General features: G+C 64.8%; 15 protein-coding genes. 5 read left to right on the forward strand and 10 right to left on the reverse strand.

All coding sequences use genetic code 11. From position 1 onward, the window contains the following. Positions 1-38 precede the first annotated feature (38 nt). Both QJT82_RS12900 and QJT82_RS12905 read right to left on the reverse strand, forming a co-directional pair. A complete protein-coding gene (locus QJT82_RS12900; RefSeq protein ID WP_028344648.1) occupies positions 39-1,058 on the reverse strand; it encodes a transporter in 1,020 nt (339 codons plus the stop codon). 142 nt (positions 1,059-1,200) lie between these two features. Next, positions 1,201-1,986 (reverse strand): acetoacetate decarboxylase, encoded by a 786-nt coding sequence (locus tag QJT82_RS12905; protein WP_028344647.1) that lies wholly within the window; start codon positions 1,984-1,986, stop codon positions 1,201-1,203. A gap of 242 nt (positions 1,987-2,228) precedes the next feature. Here QJT82_RS12905 and QJT82_RS12910 point away from each other — a divergent pair, with 242 nt between their 5' ends. Then, positions 2,229-3,392, forward strand: a complete 1,164-nt coding sequence (locus QJT82_RS12910; RefSeq protein ID WP_028344646.1) for a patatin-like phospholipase family protein — start codon at positions 2,229-2,231, stop codon at positions 3,390-3,392. 116 nt (positions 3,393-3,508) lie between these two features. Here the strand turns inward: QJT82_RS12910 and QJT82_RS12915 are convergent, their stop codons facing one another. Together QJT82_RS12915 and QJT82_RS12920 are read right to left on the reverse strand one after the other, a co-directional pair. Next, positions 3,509-5,068, reverse strand: coding sequence for a carboxyl transferase domain-containing protein (locus QJT82_RS12915; protein WP_259244076.1), 1,560 nt, complete (start codon positions 5,066-5,068; stop codon positions 3,509-3,511). Then, a complete protein-coding gene (locus QJT82_RS12920; protein WP_028344644.1) occupies positions 4,998-5,972 on the reverse strand; it encodes an IclR family transcriptional regulator in 975 nt (324 codons plus the stop codon). The genes QJT82_RS12915 and QJT82_RS12920 overlap by 71 nt, the downstream gene beginning before the upstream one ends. Before the next feature lie 129 nt (positions 5,973-6,101). On the opposite strand from QJT82_RS12920, the gene QJT82_RS12925 reads away from it, so the two are divergent. From QJT82_RS12925 to glsA, 4 genes are all read left to right on the forward strand, one after another. Then, positions 6,102-6,323: an acetyl-CoA carboxylase biotin carboxyl carrier protein subunit gene (locus QJT82_RS12925; RefSeq protein ID WP_016847177.1), complete on the forward strand. Its 222-nt coding sequence runs from the start codon at positions 6,102-6,104 to the stop codon at positions 6,321-6,323. A gap of 153 nt (positions 6,324-6,476) precedes the next feature. Then, positions 6,477-7,640 (forward strand): TAXI family TRAP transporter solute-binding subunit, encoded by a 1,164-nt coding sequence (locus QJT82_RS12930; protein WP_028344643.1) that lies wholly within the window; start codon positions 6,477-6,479, stop codon positions 7,638-7,640. A 145-nt stretch (positions 7,641-7,785) separates the two neighbouring features. Further along, positions 7,786-9,849 (forward strand): TRAP transporter permease, encoded by a 2,064-nt coding sequence (locus QJT82_RS12935; RefSeq protein WP_028344642.1) that lies wholly within the window; start codon positions 7,786-7,788, stop codon positions 9,847-9,849. Between the two features lie 22 nt (positions 9,850-9,871). Then, positions 9,872-11,731 carry a glutaminase A gene (gene glsA / locus QJT82_RS12940; protein ID WP_028344641.1) on the forward strand — a complete coding sequence of 620 codons (1,860 nt, stop codon included), beginning with the start codon at positions 9,872-9,874 and terminating at the stop codon, positions 11,729-11,731. 197 nt (positions 11,732-11,928) lie between these two features. Here glsA and QJT82_RS12945 read toward each other — a convergent pair whose 3' ends face one another. The 6 genes from QJT82_RS12945 to QJT82_RS12970 form a co-directional block, all read right to left on the reverse strand. After that, a complete protein-coding gene (locus QJT82_RS12945) occupies positions 11,929-12,456 on the reverse strand; it encodes a carboxymuconolactone decarboxylase family protein (RefSeq protein WP_028344640.1) in 528 nt (175 codons plus the stop codon). Positions 12,457-13,036: 580 nt separating this feature from the next. After that, the gene (locus QJT82_RS12950; RefSeq protein WP_028344639.1) at positions 13,037-13,396 is read right to left on the reverse strand and encodes an OB-fold domain-containing protein; all 360 of its coding nucleotides are present in this window, start codon (positions 13,394-13,396) and stop codon (positions 13,037-13,039) included. Then, on the reverse strand, positions 13,393-14,529 hold the full coding sequence (locus tag QJT82_RS12955) for a thiolase family protein (RefSeq protein WP_028344638.1): 1,137 nt from the start codon (positions 14,527-14,529) through the stop codon (positions 13,393-13,395). Before QJT82_RS12955 ends, QJT82_RS12950 begins: the two co-directional genes overlap by 4 nt. 162 nt (positions 14,530-14,691) lie before the next feature. After that, positions 14,692-15,858 (reverse strand): acyl-CoA dehydrogenase family protein, encoded by a 1,167-nt coding sequence (locus QJT82_RS12960; protein WP_028344637.1) that lies wholly within the window; start codon positions 15,856-15,858, stop codon positions 14,692-14,694. Positions 15,859-15,869: 11 nt separating this feature from the next. Next, on the reverse strand, positions 15,870-17,069 hold the full coding sequence (locus QJT82_RS12965) for a CoA transferase (RefSeq protein ID WP_028344636.1): 1,200 nt from the start codon (positions 17,067-17,069) through the stop codon (positions 15,870-15,872). A 163-nt stretch (positions 17,070-17,232) separates the two neighbouring features. Continuing rightward, complete coding sequence (locus QJT82_RS12970) at positions 17,233-17,442, reverse strand: hypothetical protein (protein WP_016847187.1); 210 nt, start codon at positions 17,440-17,442, stop codon at positions 17,233-17,235. Positions 17,443-17,472: the final 30 nt, after the last annotated feature.

Below are 17,472 nucleotides of genomic sequence, written 5' to 3' on the forward strand. Positions count from 1 at the left end.
GAACTCTGCACATCGGGAATGCCGCGGTGCGAATCGCGCTATTTGACGATGCCGAGCCGCCGCATCAGCAGATAGGCCAGCAGCGCCGACCCGGCCAACAGGCCTGCGGCCACCAGAAATCCGCTATCGACATCGGTCAGCGGCAATCCCTTGGTGTTCATGCCGAAGATGCCGGTGACGAGCGTCGGCGGCAGCAGCATCATGGTGACGACGGACAATGCGTGGAGATGCTTGTTGCTCTCCTCCTCGAGCTTGAAGCGCAGCTCCTCCTCCAGCAGGCGGCTGCGCTCGTGCAGTTCGACGATGTCGTGGTCGAGACCGTCGAGCCGCTGCGCGAGCTTGCCGGCCTGCAGCCGCAGCGCCGGGCTGAGATCGTCGGTGCTCTTCTGCTCGAGCCGGTGGAACAGCACGCACAGGCCCGCGAGCTGGCGATGCAGGCGCACGCAGGTGCGGCGCATCCGGCTCAGATTCTTGCGCAGCTCGGATCCGGTATCCTCGGCGAGCACCCGCTCCTCGATAGCGTCGATATCGGTGCCGATCTTGTCGGCCATCCGGTCCATGGTGTCGGCGATCTCGTCGACGATCTTCTCCAGCAGTGCCGCGACGCTGCCGACGCGATGGCCGCCCTCGAGCACGCGGCGCGTCGCATCGGCGGAGCACAGCGCCTGATGGCGGCCGCTGATCAGGAGACGCTCGGTCATCGCGAAGCGGAGGAAGCCGGTCTCGCGGGTAGCGGCTTCGACATCCCGCACCAGGTCGGAAAACACGCCGTAGACGCAATTGTCGACGACGTGGATCTGCTGGAAATTGTCGTTCGACAGCAAGAGGTCCCGCGCCAGCTGCGGGATGTGCATGTTGGCGAGCCATGCCCGGGTGCGGACGTCGGTCAGGTTGAAGTGCAGCCACAGCCTTCCGTCGTGGCTCGGCTCGATCGGCGCATCGATCGGAAGCGCCTCGGCGCGGCCGTCGTGATGCAGGCGAAACGCCCAGACCAGACCGGGGACCGCCTCGCGGGTCAGCAGCGACCCGACCGGAGCGGGAGGCGGATCAGCCAGCATGGCCGATCCCCAAGGCAATCGATAACGCAACCGCGCGAAATGACATGTTCAAAACCTCGCCCACGCGCAACGCTGAGCAAGCGCGTCCCTTCGACGCAACATAGGAGAACGCGCCTGTTACAGTTTTATGTCAGCGACCGCCCTACTCCGCCGCAAGGCCGGTCGGCGCCGCCGCCTCCGCGGCCTCCTTGTTGTAGTCGTGCACGACGCGGCCGAACGGCAGCGTCAGGTCGGCGAGGAAGTGATGCGCGCCGACGACACGCTTGACCGGGAAATCCGCGACCGGTGCATTGACATGCGGCACCAGGTGCAGCCGGCCCGGTCCGATCCAGGAGCCCTTGACGACGATGTCGGTTAGGTTGATCGCGACCAGCTGGCAGACCTCGAGATGGCCGTCGACGCCGGGGATCATCTTCAGATTAACTTGCGTCTTCGACAGCGTGGCGCGCGTGACGTCGCCATTGCCCGCCATGCTCTCGTGCTTGTAGCCCATCGTGCCCATCGCAACGAGCTGGCCGGCATATTCCAGCGTGCCGGTCAGCGTGTCCTTGACGATCTCGAGCTTGGGATGGGCGTACTTCTTCGGAAAGCCCCAGATCTCGCGGCCGGCCGCGATCGGCGGATCATCGTCGAGATACATCTGGCAGACGAAGTTGACCTCTTCGCCATGCAGGCGCGCGGGGATCACGAGGCCGGACTCGGTGTAGCTGCCGAAGCCGGAGCTGTCGGGCATCTTGATCCATTCGTAATGCACGATCGCCTGCTCGATCGGCTCCAGCGGCTCGGGCAAGCCGGCGCGGATCAGCTCCGGATCGGTCTCATAAGTGATGACGAGGAATTCGCGATCGATGAAGCAGTACGGACCGGCGGGATAGCTCGGGCCGGCGGCCGGCATCGACGGAAGCTTGAGCAGATCTTCCCTGCGCATCGCAATAACCCCCTGTTTGAAAAATTTGCCCGGAAGCTAACGGCCGAGATTGACAGCGATGTGAGGGATTTCCGTCAGGTGCGTGACCTGCGGTTGCGCTTGCGTGACCCGCGTCGCGCTGCCGAGGCCAATGCTAACCATGCAGGCAGCCATGCCGGACGCACCACGCGTGGGCGCCGCAATTGTCATCACCGCGTCATCGGCGCGCTGAATTCTCGCCGCGAATTTTTGGAGTGTCTGATATGGACGCGCGAACCCCGCATTTCGACGATATCGATCACGCGACGCCGGGCTGGCGTCCGGAAGGCTGCGATCGTGTGGCCCTGGTCCTGCAGGGCGGCGGCGCACTCGGCGCCTATCAGGCCGGCGTCTATCAGGCGCTGCATGAATCCAACATCGAGCCCGACTGGGTCTGCGGCGTCTCGATCGGCGCAATCAACTCGGCGATCATCGCCGGCAATCCGCCCGAAAAGCGGCTGGAGCGGCTGCACACATTCTGGGATCGCATCACCAGCCGCAAGATCTGGCACTACACGCCGGACGGCGACGTCTTCCGCAAGGCGCGCAATCTCACCAGCTCATGGCTGACGACGACGCTCGGGCAGCCCGGCTTCTTCACCCCGCATCAGACCAATCCGTGGTTCAGCCTGGCCGGCGCGCGCACCGCCACCAGCTACTACGACACCACGCCGCTGCGCGAGTCCTTGCTCGAGCTGGTCGATTTCGACCGCATCAATTCCAAGACAATGCGCTTCGCGGTCGGCGCGGTGAACGTGCTGTCCGGCAACTTCATCTATTTCGACAATGCCCATGACGAGATCATTCCCGAGCACATCATGGCGAGCGGCGCGCTGCCGCCGGCGCTGCCGATGGTGAAGGTCGGCACCGATCATTTCTGGGACGGCGGCATCGTCTCCAACACGCCGCTGCAGCATCTGCTCGACCAGGAAGACAACATGAACTCGCTGGTGTTCCAGGTCGACCTGTTCTCGGCGCGCGGCGCGCTGCCCCGCGACATCCAGGACGTGATGGCCCGGCACAAGGACATCATGTATTCGTCGCGCACCCGCTACAACACCGACGTCTACCGCAAGACCTACAATCTGCGCACCGCCCTGCACAACGCGCTGGGAAAAATCCCCAACGATCAGCTCTCGGACGAGGAGCGCCAGCTCAAGAAGGCAAACGCCCGGCTGCCCGGCATCACGCTATTGCAGCTGATCTATCAGCAGAAGGCCTACGAGGGCGACGCCAAGGACCACGAATTCTCTGGCACCTCAATGCGCGAGCACTGGGTAAGCGGGCACGAGGACACCAAGCGCTCGCTGAAGCGGCGCGAATGGATCAAGATGCCCGAGAACGGCATGGGCATCGTGATCCACGACGTGCATCGGGAAGCCGAGTAGAGGCGCGGTCGCTCCTTCACCGTCATTGCGAGCGAAGCGAAGCAATCCATGTCACCGCTTGCGGAGGTGTGGATTGCTTCGTCGCTACGCTCCTCGCAATGACGGCTGGAGAGCCCTTACGGCCGCGTCGACATGTTGCTCGGCGGCCCGGCCTTGCGGATCGGTTCGGCGAGGCGTGCGAACTCGCAGAGCAGCGAGCGCGTCTTGCGCGGGTCGATCACCTCCTCGACCCAGAACTTCTCGGCCGAGCGGAACGGCGAGCGCAGCTTGTTGAGGCGATCCTCGATCTCGCGCAGCTTGGCGGCGGGATCGGCGGCCGCATCGATCTCGGCGCGATAGGCCGCCTCGATGCCGCCCTCGAGCGGCAGCGAGCCCCAATAGGCCGACGGCCACGCATAGCGCATCGAGAAGCGGTTGGCCGGCTGATGCACCACGCCGGCGACGCCGAAGGCGTTGCGGATGATGATGGTGCACCACGGCACCGTGCTCTGGTTGACCGCCGCCATCGCCCGCACGCCGTGGCGGATGGTCGCCGTCTTCTCCGCCTCGAGCCCGATCATGAAGCCGGGGCAGTCCATCAGATAGACCACCGGCAGATGGAAGGTCTCGGCGAAGTCGACCCAGCGCACCACCTTCTGGCAGGCGTCCGCGGTCCACGACCCGCCATAGTGGAAGGGATCGCTGGCGAGCAGCAGCACCGCCCTGCCCTCGATCCGCGCCAATCCGGTGATGATCGGGCGGCCGAAATTGGTGCCGACCTCGAAGAACGAGCCCTTGTCGACGACGGCATCGATGATCGGCCGCATCTTGTAGACCTGCCGGCGGTTGCGCGGCACGGCGGTGAGCAGCGACTCCTCGGCGCGCTCCGGATCGTCGGTGCAGGGAACGGTCGGCGGCAGGTCGTAGACCGACGACGGCAGATAGGACAGGAAGCGCCGCGCGTAATCGAACGCCTCCTCTTCGGTCTCGACGGCCTGATCGATCGCGCCGGCGCGAGTCTGGATGTCGGCGCCGCCGAGCTCCTGCTTGGTCAGATCCTGCCCCAGGCGCTTCACCACCGGCGGGCCGGCGACGAACATCGCGGAGCTCTTGGTCATGACAGAGTAATGCGTGGCGGCAAGCCGCGCGGCACCAAGGCCCGCGACCGAGCCGAGCCCGAGGCCGACCACCGGCACGCGTGCCAAATTGGCGGTCGTGTACCAGTACCAGCGCGTGCCGCCGACGCCGCCGGGAAGATTGGCCGCGCCCCTGGTCTCGATCGTCTTCACCGAGCCGCCGCCGCCGGAGCCCTCGATCACGCGAACGATCGGCAGGCGGAAGTCGTGCGCCATCTCCTCCGCCATCAACGGCTTGGCGGAAATCGATGCATCCGCCGAGCCGCCGCGCACGGTGAAGTCGTCGCCGACCACGACCACGGTGCGGCCGTCGACCCTGGCGCGGCCGAACACGCAGTTCGCCGGCGTCAGATGCTTGAGTTCGTTGCTCTCGTCATATTCGGCGATGCCGGAGATGGCACCGACCTCGTGGAAGCTGTTCTGGTCGACGAGCTTGTCGATACGCTCACGAACCGTGAGCCGGCCCTGGTCGCGTTGCCGCTTGACCTTGTCAACGCCTCCCATCTCCCGCGCGAACGCTTCGCGGCGGGCGAGGTCGTCGAGTTCCGGCTTCCAGTTCATTCACTGCTCCCGTCTTGAGGATTTTGTTGTTGTTATGGGCGGTCACCGGAAGCGTCTTGCGCTCGATCCGATTGCTGAAGATGTCGCCGTCGGCGCCTTCGAGCAGGCTGCCGAGCGCGGCGGCGAGTTCGACCATTTGCGGCGCGACCTCGCGATGCAGCCGCGCCTCATCATACATCGCCGAGAGCAGGCCGATCGTGGTGACCACATAGGTCTGATACTGCGGCGACCACAGCGGCACCGCGACGCCGTTGATGTGCGGGCTCCACAGGCCGCAGGCGACGACGTAGCCGTGCTCCTGCAAATGCCGGCGGTTGGCCTCGATGCGCGGCGTCAGCATCTTGGCGCTTTCGGGCAGCTCGCCTTCCATCTCCGCGATCAGCGCGTCGCCGATCGCGGGATCGAGTGCGGCCGTATAGGCGTGGCCGGCCGCGGTGGTCGCCATCGAGATGCGGCTGCCGGTGGCCTCATGCAGGCCGAGCGCGTTGGCCGCGCGGGCGAACTCCAGATAGACTAGGTGAAAGCGATCGGGGATGACGAAGCCCACCGTGCCGGGCAACTGATCGGCGACATCCTGCAGGCGCAGCCGGATCAGATTGCGCAGCTGCAGCCCCTTCATCATCGTGGTGCTCATCGCGACCGCGCTCGGGCCGATGCGATATTTCTGGTCGCGCGGCAGATAGACCAGCTGTCCCATCCGCGTCAGCGTGTGTGTCAGTCGCGACACCGTCGAACGCGGCAGGCCGCAGCGGTTCGAGATCTCGAGATTGCCGAGCCGGGCTTCGTGTCCCTCGAAGCACCGCAACACGTCAAAGGCGCGCGACACCACCTGGATGACATCGCCATCGCCTGTCTCGCTGGCGAGCATTCCCTGCCTGCTAAGCCGTTCCGAGCGCCTTCCCATCTGTTTGGCTCCATTCCGTCCTGCGGAATAAAATTCCACTTGCAGAAGAAGCTACCTCAGGCAATCTGCCGCCACAACAAAAAGCCGTTCGCCGGATGAAATTTCCGCAAGACGGTATCGGAGAGTGGAATGCCAGAGATCAAGGTTGTGACCGAAGTTGCCGGGCGCGTTTGCGCGCTTCCTGTCGAGACCGGCAGCAGCATCGGCAATGGCGACGAGATTGCGTTCGTCGAAGCGATGAAGATGGAAATACCGGTCACGTCGACGGCAGCAGGCAAAATCAAGTCGATTTTGGTCAAGATCGACGATGTCATTGCCGAAGGCCAGGCGGTCGCGATCGTCGAGACCTGAGATCCCGTCCTTGCCGTCCGGCCGCGACAATCTGTCCGGTGATGCCGCGGCCGAAATCGCCGGCTTGCGCCGGAGGTAGCGTTGCCATCGCCGGATCACGATGCAATCATCCCGCCCGGAAAAGTTTCGCACAGCGAAACAAAGGGAGGAATTATGATCCATCGGCTGATGGCGCTCGCGCCTGCCGCTCTTGCCGGCATTTCGATCTTCGCTGCCCTGCCTGCCTCGGCCGAGGACATCAAGCTGCCGCCGACCATGGCGGTGACCGCCTACGACACCGGCACCGCCGGCTTCAACATCGCGGTCGGCGTCGGCAAGATGATGAAGGACAAATACGGCACCGACGTCCGCGTGCTGCCGGCCGGCAACGACGTCGCGCGGCTCGCGCCGCTGCGCGCCAAGCGCGCGGTCTCCTCGGCGATGGGATCGGGTACCTATTTCGCGCAGGAAGGCGTGTTCGAGTTCGGCGCCAAGGAGTGGGGCCCGCAGCCGCTGCAGCTCATGCTGTCGTCGGTCGACTGCAATTGCGGCGCGCTCGGCGTGGCAGCCGATGCCGGCGTCAAGGAAATGAAGGACCTTCGCGGCAAGCGCGTCGGCTTCGTGGTCGGCTCGCCGGCGCTGAACCAGAACTCGCTCGCGATGCTGGCGTTCGGCGGCCTCACCCAGAAGGACGTCAAGATCGTCGAGTTCGCAAGCTACGGCGCGATGTGGAAAGGCCTGATCAACAATGACACCGATGCCGCGTTCGGCACCACGATCACCGGCCCCGCCAAGGAAGCTGAGACCTCGCCGCGCGGCCTGATGTGGCCGCCGCTGCCCGCCGACGACAAGGAGGGCTGGGCACGGGTGAAAAAGGTCGGCTCGTTCTTCTTCCCGCAAACCGCGACATGCGGCGCCGGCATCTCGCCGGACAAGCCGATCCAGCTCGGCAATTACCCCTATCCGATCTTCGTCGCCTATGCCGCGCAGCCGGCCGATCAGATCTATGCGATCACCAAGGCGATGATCGTCAACTACGACGCCTACAAGGATTCGGCGCCCGGCGCCGCCGGGCTCGGCGCCGACCGGCAGACCAAGAACTGGGTCGTTCCCGTGCATCCCGGCGCGGTGAAGGCGCTCAAGGAAGCCGGCCACTGGAGCGACGATCAGGAGACGCACAACAACGCGCTTTACAAGCGCCAGGAGGTGCTGGCCGCCGCCTGGACGGATTACGGCAAGTCGAACCCGCCGTCGGACGACAAGGCCTTCCTCGATGGCTGGATGAAGGCACGCGCGGCCGCACTTGCGAAAGCCAATATGCCCAACGGCTTCGAGTGAGACCCGCCAACGCGCGATGAGATCGGGTTAGTCGTCATCGCGCTTCAGCTCGTTTGAGCATGATGTTCCCGGAAAACTGCTTCGGACTTTTGCGGATCATGCTCTAGGCTATGGGCAAAAACGGACAACATTTGGGGGATGCGTAATGCCCGAGAACGCCGCGGCTGCGCCTGCGAAAAGAATCGAGTTTGAAGATCCGCATGCCGGTCTCGACAATCTGCAGGAGGCCGAGGTCACGCGCGTGCGCACCCTGCACGGCGCGTGGCGCTGGGCGCTGGTGGTCGCAACCGCCGCAACCATCCTGCTCTGCATCAACCAGCAATTCTCGCTGCGCTTCTTCATCGACTATACCCAGCTCAACACCGAATATTTCTATCTCTTGATCGCGCTGATGCTGCCCTTCACGTTCCTGATCTTCCCCGGATCGGAGCGCGCGCCGCTGAACCGCATTCCCTGGTATGATCTCACGCTTGCCGTCGCGACCTTCGCCGCCTCGATCTGGCTGATGCTGAACGTGCGCAAGGCGGCGCAATATGGCTGGGAGTCCGACGGCGCCCCGCGGAACGTCATCATCGCCGGCCTCGTGATGTGGGTGATGCTGATGGAGGCGCTGCGCCGGACCGGCGGCTGGAGCCTCTTGCTCAGCGTGCTCCCCTTCACCGTCTATCCGCTGTTCGCCGAGGCCAGCTGGCTCGGGCCGTTCCGCGGCTCGCAGCTGACGCTCGACCAGACCACGGCCTATCACGTGCTGTCGGGCGAGAGCCTGCTCGGCATTCCGATCCAGGCCTTCGCCGACACCGTGATCGGCTTTCTGGTGTTCGGCACCGCGCTGATGATGACCGGCGCCGGAAAATTCTTCATCAACCTCGCCTTCGCGCTGTGCGGCACGTTCCGCGGCGGCGCCGCCAAGGTCTGCATCTTCGCGTCCGGCCTGCTCGGCATGATGTCGGGCTCGATCGTCTCCAACGTGCTGACCGCCGGCACCATGACGATCCCGGTCATGAAGAAGAGCGGCTTCCGCGCCTCCTATGCCGGCGCGATCGAGGCCTGCGCCTCCACCGGCGCCGTGCTGGCGCCGCCGGTCATGGGCGCCACGGCGTTCGTAATCGCGCAGTTCCTCAATATCAGCTACGCGGAGGTCGCGGTGGCCGCGATCATCCCTGCGGCGCTCTACTATGTCGGCCTGTTCATGCAGGTGGATTCCTACGCCGCGCGCCACGGGCTGAAGGGAATTCCGCGGGCCGAGCTGCCGCGGGTGATGGATACGATCAAGAACGGCTGGTACTACGTCTTCGTGATCGCGCTATTGATCGTGATGCTGCTGTATTTCAAGCGCGAAAGCCACGCGCCGTTCTACGCCACCGCGCTGCTGCTGGTGCTCAACCAGATCTTCTCCAAGGAGACCCGCTGGACGCTCGCGACGATCGGAAAATTCCTCGAGGTCAACGGCCGCACCTTCGTCGAACTGGTCGGCATCCTCGCCGGTTGCGGTCTCCTGATCGGGGCGTTCTCGATGACCGGCGTGGTCTCGAGCCTTGCCAACGATCTGTTGACGCTTGCCGGCGACAACGCGTTCCTGCTGCTCGCGATGTGCGCCTTCACCAGCCTGATCCTCGGCCTCGGGCTGACCACCACCGCCTGCTACATCTTCCTCGCCATCCTGGTCGCGCCCGCGCTGGAGAAGCTCGGGCTCAACCGGATGGCGGTGCACATGTTCATCTTCTATTGGGGCATGCTGTCGTCGATCACGCCGCCGGTCGCGATCGCCTCCTTCGCCGCCGCCGGCATTGCCGGCTCGCCCGCGATGAAGACCGGGTGGGAATCGATGTGGGTCGGCAGCATCATCTATTTCATCCCGTTCTTCTTCGTGCTGAACCCGGCGCTGGTGATGCAGGGGCCGAGCCCCTATCTCGCCGGCCTCGGCCTGATGGCGCTCGCGGCGTGCGGCACCCTGTTCATTTGCGGCGGCATCCAGGGCTACCAGGCCTTCGTCGGCGACCTCCGCGGCGCCGGTGCCCTGGAATGGCCGCTCCGGGTGCTGCTGGTGATCGGCGGCTTCGTGCTCGCGACGCCCGGCGGCGGCATCAACCCGCTGTCGCAGCTGCAGGTGTCGCTGCTCGGGCTCGCGATCCTCGCCCCGACGGTGCTGATCGCCTTGCTGCTGGTCCGCCGCCAGGCGCTGGTTCCGAACCAGTTGCGCGCGCCCTGATTGCGTTGCACAACAGGAGGCGATGAAACGATCGCCTCCTCCCGTCACCGCCACCACCACGGCCTGGTCCAGCTCGAAGCCGCCGCTGCTGCGGTTTCTGCACACGTGTTACGCAGACTTCCTGCCGGAGGCGGCCGGCGCGGTTGCCGACTACATCCCCGAGCTCGGCAAGGCCGACCCTGCGCATTTTGGCATCAGCCTGGCGACGCTCGACGGCCACGTCTACGAGGTCGGCGACACCAGGGTGCCGTTCACCATCCAGTCGATGTCGAAGCCGTTCGTGTTCGCGCTGGCGCTGGACACGCTGGGTGCCGAACGGGTGGAAAGCGTAATCGGCGTCGAGCCGTCCGGCGACCCCTTCAATTCGATCCGGCTCAATGCCGACAACCATCCCTTCAATGCGATGGTCAATGCCGGCGCGATCGCCTGCTCCGGCCTGCTCCACGCCGACAAGGGCGACGGCGCGTTCGACTATATCCGCCATGCGCTCGGCCGCTTCGCCGGCCGTGAGCTCGATGTCGACGAGGCGGTCTACGCCTCCGAGAGCGCCACCGGCGACCGCAACCGGGCGATCGGTTATCTCCTGCGCACCAACAGCGTGATCACCGAGAACGTGCCTGCGGTGCTCGACGTCTATTTCCGGCAATGCTCCATCCTGGTCACCGCGCGCGACACCGCCGTGATGGCGGCGACGCTCGCCAATCGCGGCATCAACCCGCTGACCGAGGAGCAGGTGGTGACGCCCTACGCCATCGCGCGCACGCTGTCGGTGATGACCTCGTCGGGCATGTACGACTACGCCGGCGAATGGATCTACCGCGTCGGCATCCCCGCCAAGAGCGGCGTCGGCGGCGGCATTCTGGCGGCGCTGCCGGCGCGGCTCGGGCTCGGCAGCTATTCGCCAAAACTCGACAAGCACGGCAACAGCGTGCGCGGCATCAAGGTGTGCGAGACGCTGTCGGCGCATTACGACCTGCATATGCTGAACCGCAGCGACGACGCGCGCCACAGCATCATCGCCGACTACAATATCGGCAAGAACCCGTCGCGGCGGGTGCGCCGGCCGCAGGAGCAGGAGATCCTGGCAAGGCACTTCCAGGAGGTGCGCGTGATCGAGCTGGTCGGCACCCTGTCGCTCTCCAATGTCGACTATGTCTCGCGCCGCCTCGCCGGCAGCCCGCGGCCGGAATTCGTGATTTTCGATTTGCGCCGCGTCACCGCGACGACCCGTGCGGGCGCGAGGCTGGTGGCCGAGGCCTTCCAGGAATTGGCCGAGCTCGGCGTCACCGTGATCCTCTCCGGCATCAAGCGGACCTCGCGCGAATGGGCCACGATCAGCGAATGGACCAGGCGGCTCGGCAATATCAGGGATTTCTACCTGCTCGACACCGCGATCGAGTGGGCCGAGGACCAGATCGTCTACCGCTATGGCGGCTCGATCGACTTCCTCGAGACGACAGATCTTTCCGAGCAGCCGCTGCTCGCCGGATTGAGCGAACAGGAGATCGCCGACCTCACCCCGCTCTGCACGATCAGGACCTACCAGCCCAATGAGAAGATCATCGCCGCGGGCAGCCAGGCGACCTCACTGTACTTCCTGCGCAGTGGCGTGGTCCACGTCACCCTGCCCGACGGCATCCGGCTCGCGACGCTGACCGCCGGCATGGCGTTCGGCGAGATGGCGTTGTTGGAGCCGAAGCGGATCGCGGACGTGGTCGCCGACATGTCGGCGACCACCTACGAAGTGACGATCGAGGATTTCGAGCGCTTCCGCGAGCAGCATCCGCGCGCCGGCGAGCGGATCATGCGCAACCTCGCGCAAATCCTCGCCGAACGGCTGATCCTCGCGAATGCCAAGGTCGATCTGCTGACGTCGGGATAGGTCTTGTCGTCGGAGGTTGTAAGCTCGTCTCGCTCTCGCAACCCGTCATGCCCGGGCTTGACCCGGGCATCCACGTCTTGGTCTCCCATTGACGAAAGACGTGGATGGCCGGGTCAAGCCCGGCCATGACGTATGGTAAGCCCTAGTCCAGCAAAGCTGGCAACAATGCAAGTGGAGACAGGCTCGAGTGCTCGCGCCTAGCTCACCACTTCCGTCACCGGCTGCATGTCGATCTCGAACGTCTCGAGAAATTTCGACGTCATGATGTAGAATCCGACCGAGAGCTGCAGCTCGATCAGCGCGGCCGGCGTCAGCTTCGCCGCGATCGTCTTGAAGGCCGCGTCGGTCGGCTTCTTCAGCTTGACGATCTCGTCGGTGAAGGCGAGCGCCGCGCGCTGCACCTCGTTGAAGCAGGTCGCGGACTGCCAGTCCTCGAGCGCGGCGTTCTGCTCGTCGGTGACGCCGACGTTCTTGCCGATGCGCTTGTGCGCGACGATCTCGTAGGGCGCCTCGCAGAGAATGCCGGTGCGCGTGATCGCAAGCTCGCGGACGACGGGATCGAGCTCGCCCTTGTGGCGGATCGCGCCGCCGAGCCGGCAGTACTGTTCAAAGTAGCTTGGCGAATGCGCCATCATGCGAAAGATGTTGGCGTTGCGGTTCTTGTCGAGGATCTCGCGGGTACGCGGGCTTGCCTTCGCGGGATCGGAGTAGTCGATACGGGCCATTTCCTAACCTTGATCTTGCTGTCGTTTCTGTCGGGTTCCGAAACACTAGAGCCTTTTCCGTTCCGATGAAATCGGAACGGGGCTCTAGATCCTTGTTTTGACGCGTTTTCTCCACGCGAACCGGTATCCACTTCGCTCGAAAACGCTCTGTACGGGCTGCTGTCGCAGGAGCAACACGCGCGAGTCAAATTGCCGCCGCATTCCCAGACAACCTTGTCACAGTCGATATTCGCTGAGTGGGGACTCGTCAAAAGCGAATGCTCGACGCGGGGTGTTCCGAGTAAAAAATCTGGCCGTCTTGCGCGCAATTCGCGCAACGATGAGTCACGCCCAAGTCTAGGGGAAACGCATGAAGGAAGCCACCAAGAGGGCGGCCTCGGAAGCGCTTGCGCAAATGCTGGCGGTGACGGCGATGCTCGTCATCGCCAGCTTCATCTTTTATTGGCACTGAGGCATGATCCGGAAAAGTGTGTACCGGTTTTCCGAAAGATCATGCCCAAACAGGTTATCCGCGAACTATGAGGGGCAAGAGCGAACCAGTTCAGCTTGGTCTTGCGTTCTGACTGGATCGTTCAGCCCCTCATTTCGCCTTTGCGAAATAAGGAACCAGCCGTCCCGCGAATTGCGTGAAGCGCGCCGCGACCTTGTCGCCGATGGCGAGGTCGTTGTCGCCATGGGCCATCATGCGAAAGCCCTCGTCGGCATCGACAAGCACGATGTTGTACGGCACATGCGCCCGCGTCTCCGGCGTCGCGGCGCGGCAGACCAGCGAGGTCGCATACACCGTCCCTGCCCCGCTCGCGCGATGCTCGGCAAGATCGGGCGAACCGCAGGCCGCGCAAAAGCTGCGGCGGAAATATTGCCGCGCGCCGCAGGCGTTGCAGGTCTGGTAGACGATGGCTTCCGCGCCCTTGGTCCAGTCCGCGATCGGTCCGCTCATCGCACGCGCTCCAGGAACATGCTGACATGCGACGACAGCACCCCGCCGTCGCCGTGCAGCAGCGCGACCGAGGCGTCGCGCACCTGACGATTTTCGGCGCGGCCGGTCATCTGCAGATGGGTTTCGACCAGATGCGCCATCGCACCGCCGACGCCGCAATGGCCGTAGCTGAGCAGGCCGCCATGGGTGTTGAGCGGCATTTCGCCATCCTGATTGAAATAGCCGGCGCGCACCCGCGCCGCCGCCTCGCCGCGTCCGGCAAGGCCGAGATCCTCCAGCAGCATCGCGAGCGTGATCGTGAAGCTGTCATAGACCGCGGCGTAGCGCACGTCCGAGATCGCGATGCCCGACACGTCTTTCGCCTTCGCGATCGAAATCTCGGCGCCGAGCTCGGTGAGCGCGGGCGCGGCGGTGATATGCTGATGGGTATGCGCCTGCGCACAGCCGCGGACGCGGACCCGCCGCTCGCCGGTCGGCTCGCGGCTGATCACGCAGGCCGCGCCGCCGTCCGACACCGGGCAGCAGTCGAGCAATTTGAGCGGCATCGCCACGGGCTTGGAGGCCATCACGTCGGCAACCGTGATCGGCTCGTGGAATTGCGCGCCGGGATGCGTCAGCGCGTGCTTGCGCATCAGCACCGCGAACTCGGCGAGGTCTTCCTGCGTGAGGCCGTATTCATGCATGTAGCGCGTCGCGACCAGGCCGTAATAGGCCGGGATCGTCGGCCCCAGCGTCACCTCGTAGTCGGGATGCCCGACCTGGGCCAGCGCCTGGATCGAGGCGTCGCGGCTCTGCCCGGTCAGCCGGTTCTCGCCGCCGACCACCAGCACGTGCTTTGCGACGCCGGCGTCGACAAGGTGATGCGCCAGCATGGTCATCGCAAGCCCGGTGGCGCCGCCGACCTGCACGGCGTGCGCGTAAGACGGGCGAATGCCGAAGTGCTCGGCGAATACAGTGGCCAGCATGATGTGCGGCGAGACTGTGGAGTAGCCGCACAGGATGCCGTCAATGTCGGAGCGCTTCAGCCCGGCATCCGAGATCGCAAGCTCGGCCGCCTTGCTCATCAGGTCGAGCGAGGACAAGCCCTCATGCTTGCCGTAGGACGTGAGGCCGACGCCTGTGACAAAGCTCATCTGTTCACCCCCCCTTCCAAAGGGGAGGTCGGCTTGCGCAAGCAAGCCGGGTGGGGATCTGTCTCCACACCACCCGCTCTCGCCTGTGGCTGACCCCCACCCTGCCCCCCCCTTTCAGGGGGAGGGAAAACACAACGGCGTCTCTACGCGAGCCCATTCTCATCAATACGACTTCGGAAGGCCGAGCACCTTCTCGCCGATGAAGCTGAGGATCAGCTGCGGACTGATCGGCGCGATGCGCGGAATCAGCGATTCCCGCAAGTAACGCTCGACGTGATACTCCTTGGCGTAGCCGAAACCGCCATGGGTCATCACCGCCTGCTCGCAGGCATGGAAGCCGGCTTCCGCCGCGAGATACTTTGCGGAGTTCGCCGCGGGGCCGCAGGGCAGGTTCTGGTCATACTGCCAGCCGGCGCGCAACACCATCAGCCAGGCAGCCTCCAGCTCCATCCAGCACTTCGCCAGCGGGTGCTGGATCGCCTGGTTCATGCCGATCGGCCGGTTGAACACGATGCGGCCCTTGGCATATTCCGACGCCCGCTTCAGCGCGATCTGGCCGAGACCGACCGCTTCGGCCGCGATCAGGATGCGTTCGGGATTCATGCCGTGCAGGATGTATTCGAAGCCGCGGCCCTCCTCGCCGATGCGGTCCTCGACCGGGATCTCGAAATTCTCGAAGAACAGCTCGTTGGAATCGACCGGCTTGCGGCCCATCTTCTCGATCTCGTGCACGGTGACGCGCTTGCGGTCGAAATCGGTGTAGAACAGGCTGAGGCCATGGGTCGGGCTGCGCACCTCCTCCAGCGGCGTGGTGCGCGCGAGCAGCAGGATCTTGTTGGCGACCTGCGCGGTCGAGATCCACACCTTCTGGCCGTTGACGATGTATTTGTCGCCCTGGCGCACCGCGCGGGTCTTGAGCTGCGTGGTGTTGAGGCCGGTATTGGGCTCGGTCACCGCGAAGCAGGACTTGTCGCGGCCGTCGATGATCGGCGGCAGCATGCGCTGGCACTGTTCCTTGGTGCCGAACACCACCACCGGATTGAGCCCGAACACGTTCATATGCACCGCGGACGCGCCGGACATGCCGGCGCCGGATTCGGAGATCGTGCGCATCATGATCGCGGCATCGGTGATGCCGAGCCCGGAGCCGCCATACTCCTCGGGAATGCAGATGCCGAGCCAGCCGGCATCGGCCAGCGCGCGGTGGAAGTCGGCCGGATAGCCGCCCTCCTTGTCCTTCTTCAGCCAGTAGGCCTCGTCAAAGCGCGAGCAGATCTTGGCGACGGCATCGCGGATCGATTCCTGGTTGGCGGAGAGTGCGAAATCCATCTGTCGTGCTCCTATGCCTGCACCGCTTTGGCCGCGCCGTCGCGCACCATCGCCGCGATCTCCTCGGTGGAGAAACCTGCCTCCTGCAAAATCTCCGCACTGTGCTCGCCGAGCCGCGGCGCCAGCCGGCTTGGCTCAACCCTGGTCTCCGACCAGCGCGCCGACGGAGTCATGCTGCGGATCCGGCCCTCGGTCGGGTGATCGACCACGGGGAAGACGCCGGTCGCGACCATATGCGGGTCCTCGAGCAGGCTCTCGAGATCGTGCATCGGCATCACGGGCACGTCGGCCTTTTCGAGGATTTCGTTCCACTCGGCTGTGGTCTTGGTCTGGAGAATACGCGCGAGCTCGGCGTAGACGACATCGATATTGGTGGCACGGCCGGCGAAGGTCGCGAATTTCGGATCGCTGCGCAGATCGTCGCGGCCGGTCGCCTTGAAGAAATTCTCCCACTGCTTGTCGTTGTAGACGATCACGCAGATATAGCCGTCGAGCGTCTTGTACGGCCGCCGGTCCGGCGACAGATGGCGCGCATAGCCGCCCTTGTCGAGCGGTGGGTCGTAGGTCAAGCCGCCCATGTGGTCACCCATGACGAAGCCGGCCATGGTCTCGAACATAGGAATGTCGACGCGCTGGCCCTGCCCGGTGCGGTCGCGATGCACGAGGCTCGCGCAGATCGCGCCGACCGCGGTGAGGCCGACGATGCGATCGACCAGCGCGTTCGGCACATAGCGCGGCACGCCGTCGGAGGTTTGCGCCATCAGCGCCGGCAGCGCGGTCGCGCCCTGGATCAGGTCGTCATAGGCAGGCTTGGCGGCATAAGGTCCCTCCTGGCCGAAGCCGAACACGCCGGCATAGATCAGCCGCGGGTTGACCTCGGAAACGACGTCATAGCCGAGCTGCAGCCGCGCCATCGCCTGCGGGCGCACATTGTAGACCAGCACGTCGGCCTTCGCGATCAGCCGCAGCACCGCCTCGCGCCCCGCCGGCTTCTTCAGATCGAGGCAGACCGAGCGCTTGCTGCGGTTGGTGTTGAGGAACACCGGTCCCATGCCGGGATGCCGCGTCGGACCGATCTGCCGCGTCACGTCGCCATCGGGCGATTCCACCTTGATGACGTCGGCGCCGTAATCGCCAAGCATCTGCGTGGCGTAGGGTCCCATCAGCACGGTCGTCATGTCGACGACCTTGATACCCTGCAGTGGTCCCATCGTCCTGTTCGCTCCCGGATGTCGTGGTTATGGAGCTAGTAACGGGAGCTTTTCAAAGAGATCAAGCTGCGCCGGGCGTATGGGCGTATGCATGGCGGCGGCCGGGCCGCTTCCGTGCGGCGGAACGCGGGGTGGGCAAAACGAAGCGTATTCACCGCCGCCCTTATGCCGGCGACTGCCCCGTCATCACCTCGCGCGCCTTCAGGAGCCTTTCCAGTTCCGCATTCTGCTGCTCGAGCCGCTCGGCGATGCGCTCCTCGACTTCGGCGCCGGCTGCGCCCGCGGCCTGCTCGATCAGCTGCCTGATATTGTCCCGGAGGATCGCGATACGATCGTTCACTTCCGACAGCGACAGAGACGTCTCGATTCCCATGGTCCGTTCTCCCGGTGACAAGCACGGGCA

Origin of the sequence: Bradyrhizobium sp. Mp19 (assembly GCF_029952935.1) — a bacterium.
GTDB lineage: Bacteria > Pseudomonadota > Alphaproteobacteria > Rhizobiales > Xanthobacteraceae > Bradyrhizobium > Bradyrhizobium elkanii.

What these genes read in the sequence shown, in the direction of transcription:
- QJT82_RS12960 (WP_028344637.1), bottom strand. Translation starts at nt 15,858, where the DNA reads ATGGATTTCGCACTCTCCGCCAACCAGGAATCGATCCGCGATGCCGTC.
- QJT82_RS12920 (WP_028344644.1), bottom strand. Translation starts at nt 5,972, where the DNA reads ATGGGAAGGCGCTCGGAACGGCTTAGCAGGCAGGGAATGCTCGCCAGC.
- QJT82_RS12945 (WP_028344640.1), bottom strand. Translation starts at nt 12,456, where the DNA reads ATGGCCCGTATCGACTACTCCGATCCCGCGAAGGCAAGCCCGCGTACC.
- QJT82_RS12970 (WP_016847187.1), bottom strand. Translation starts at nt 17,442, where the DNA reads ATGGGAATCGAGACGTCTCTGTCGCTGTCGGAAGTGAACGATCGTATC.
- QJT82_RS12910 (WP_028344646.1), top strand. Translation starts at nt 2,229, where the DNA reads ATGGACGCGCGAACCCCGCATTTCGACGATATCGATCACGCGACGCCG.
- QJT82_RS12905 (WP_028344647.1), bottom strand. Translation starts at nt 1,986, where the DNA reads ATGCGCAGGGAAGATCTGCTCAAGCTTCCGTCGATGCCGGCCGCCGGC.
- QJT82_RS12965 (WP_028344636.1), bottom strand. Translation starts at nt 17,069, where the DNA reads ATGGGACCACTGCAGGGTATCAAGGTCGTCGACATGACGACCGTGCTG.
- QJT82_RS12955 (WP_028344638.1), bottom strand. Translation starts at nt 14,529, where the DNA reads ATGAGCTTTGTCACAGGCGTCGGCCTCACGTCCTACGGCAAGCATGAG.
- QJT82_RS12925 (WP_016847177.1), top strand. Translation starts at nt 6,102, where the DNA reads ATGCCAGAGATCAAGGTTGTGACCGAAGTTGCCGGGCGCGTTTGCGCG.
- glsA (WP_028344641.1), top strand. Translation starts at nt 9,872, where the DNA reads ATGAAACGATCGCCTCCTCCCGTCACCGCCACCACCACGGCCTGGTCC.
- QJT82_RS12930 (WP_028344643.1), top strand. Translation starts at nt 6,477, where the DNA reads ATGATCCATCGGCTGATGGCGCTCGCGCCTGCCGCTCTTGCCGGCATT.
- QJT82_RS12950 (WP_028344639.1), bottom strand. Translation starts at nt 13,396, where the DNA reads ATGAGCGGACCGATCGCGGACTGGACCAAGGGCGCGGAAGCCATCGTC.
- QJT82_RS12935 (WP_028344642.1), top strand. Translation starts at nt 7,786, where the DNA reads ATGCCCGAGAACGCCGCGGCTGCGCCTGCGAAAAGAATCGAGTTTGAA.
- QJT82_RS12915 (WP_259244076.1), bottom strand. Translation starts at nt 5,068, where the DNA reads ATGAACTGGAAGCCGGAACTCGACGACCTCGCCCGCCGCGAAGCGTTC.
- QJT82_RS12900 (WP_028344648.1), bottom strand. Translation starts at nt 1,058, where the DNA reads ATGCTGGCTGATCCGCCTCCCGCTCCGGTCGGGTCGCTGCTGACCCGC.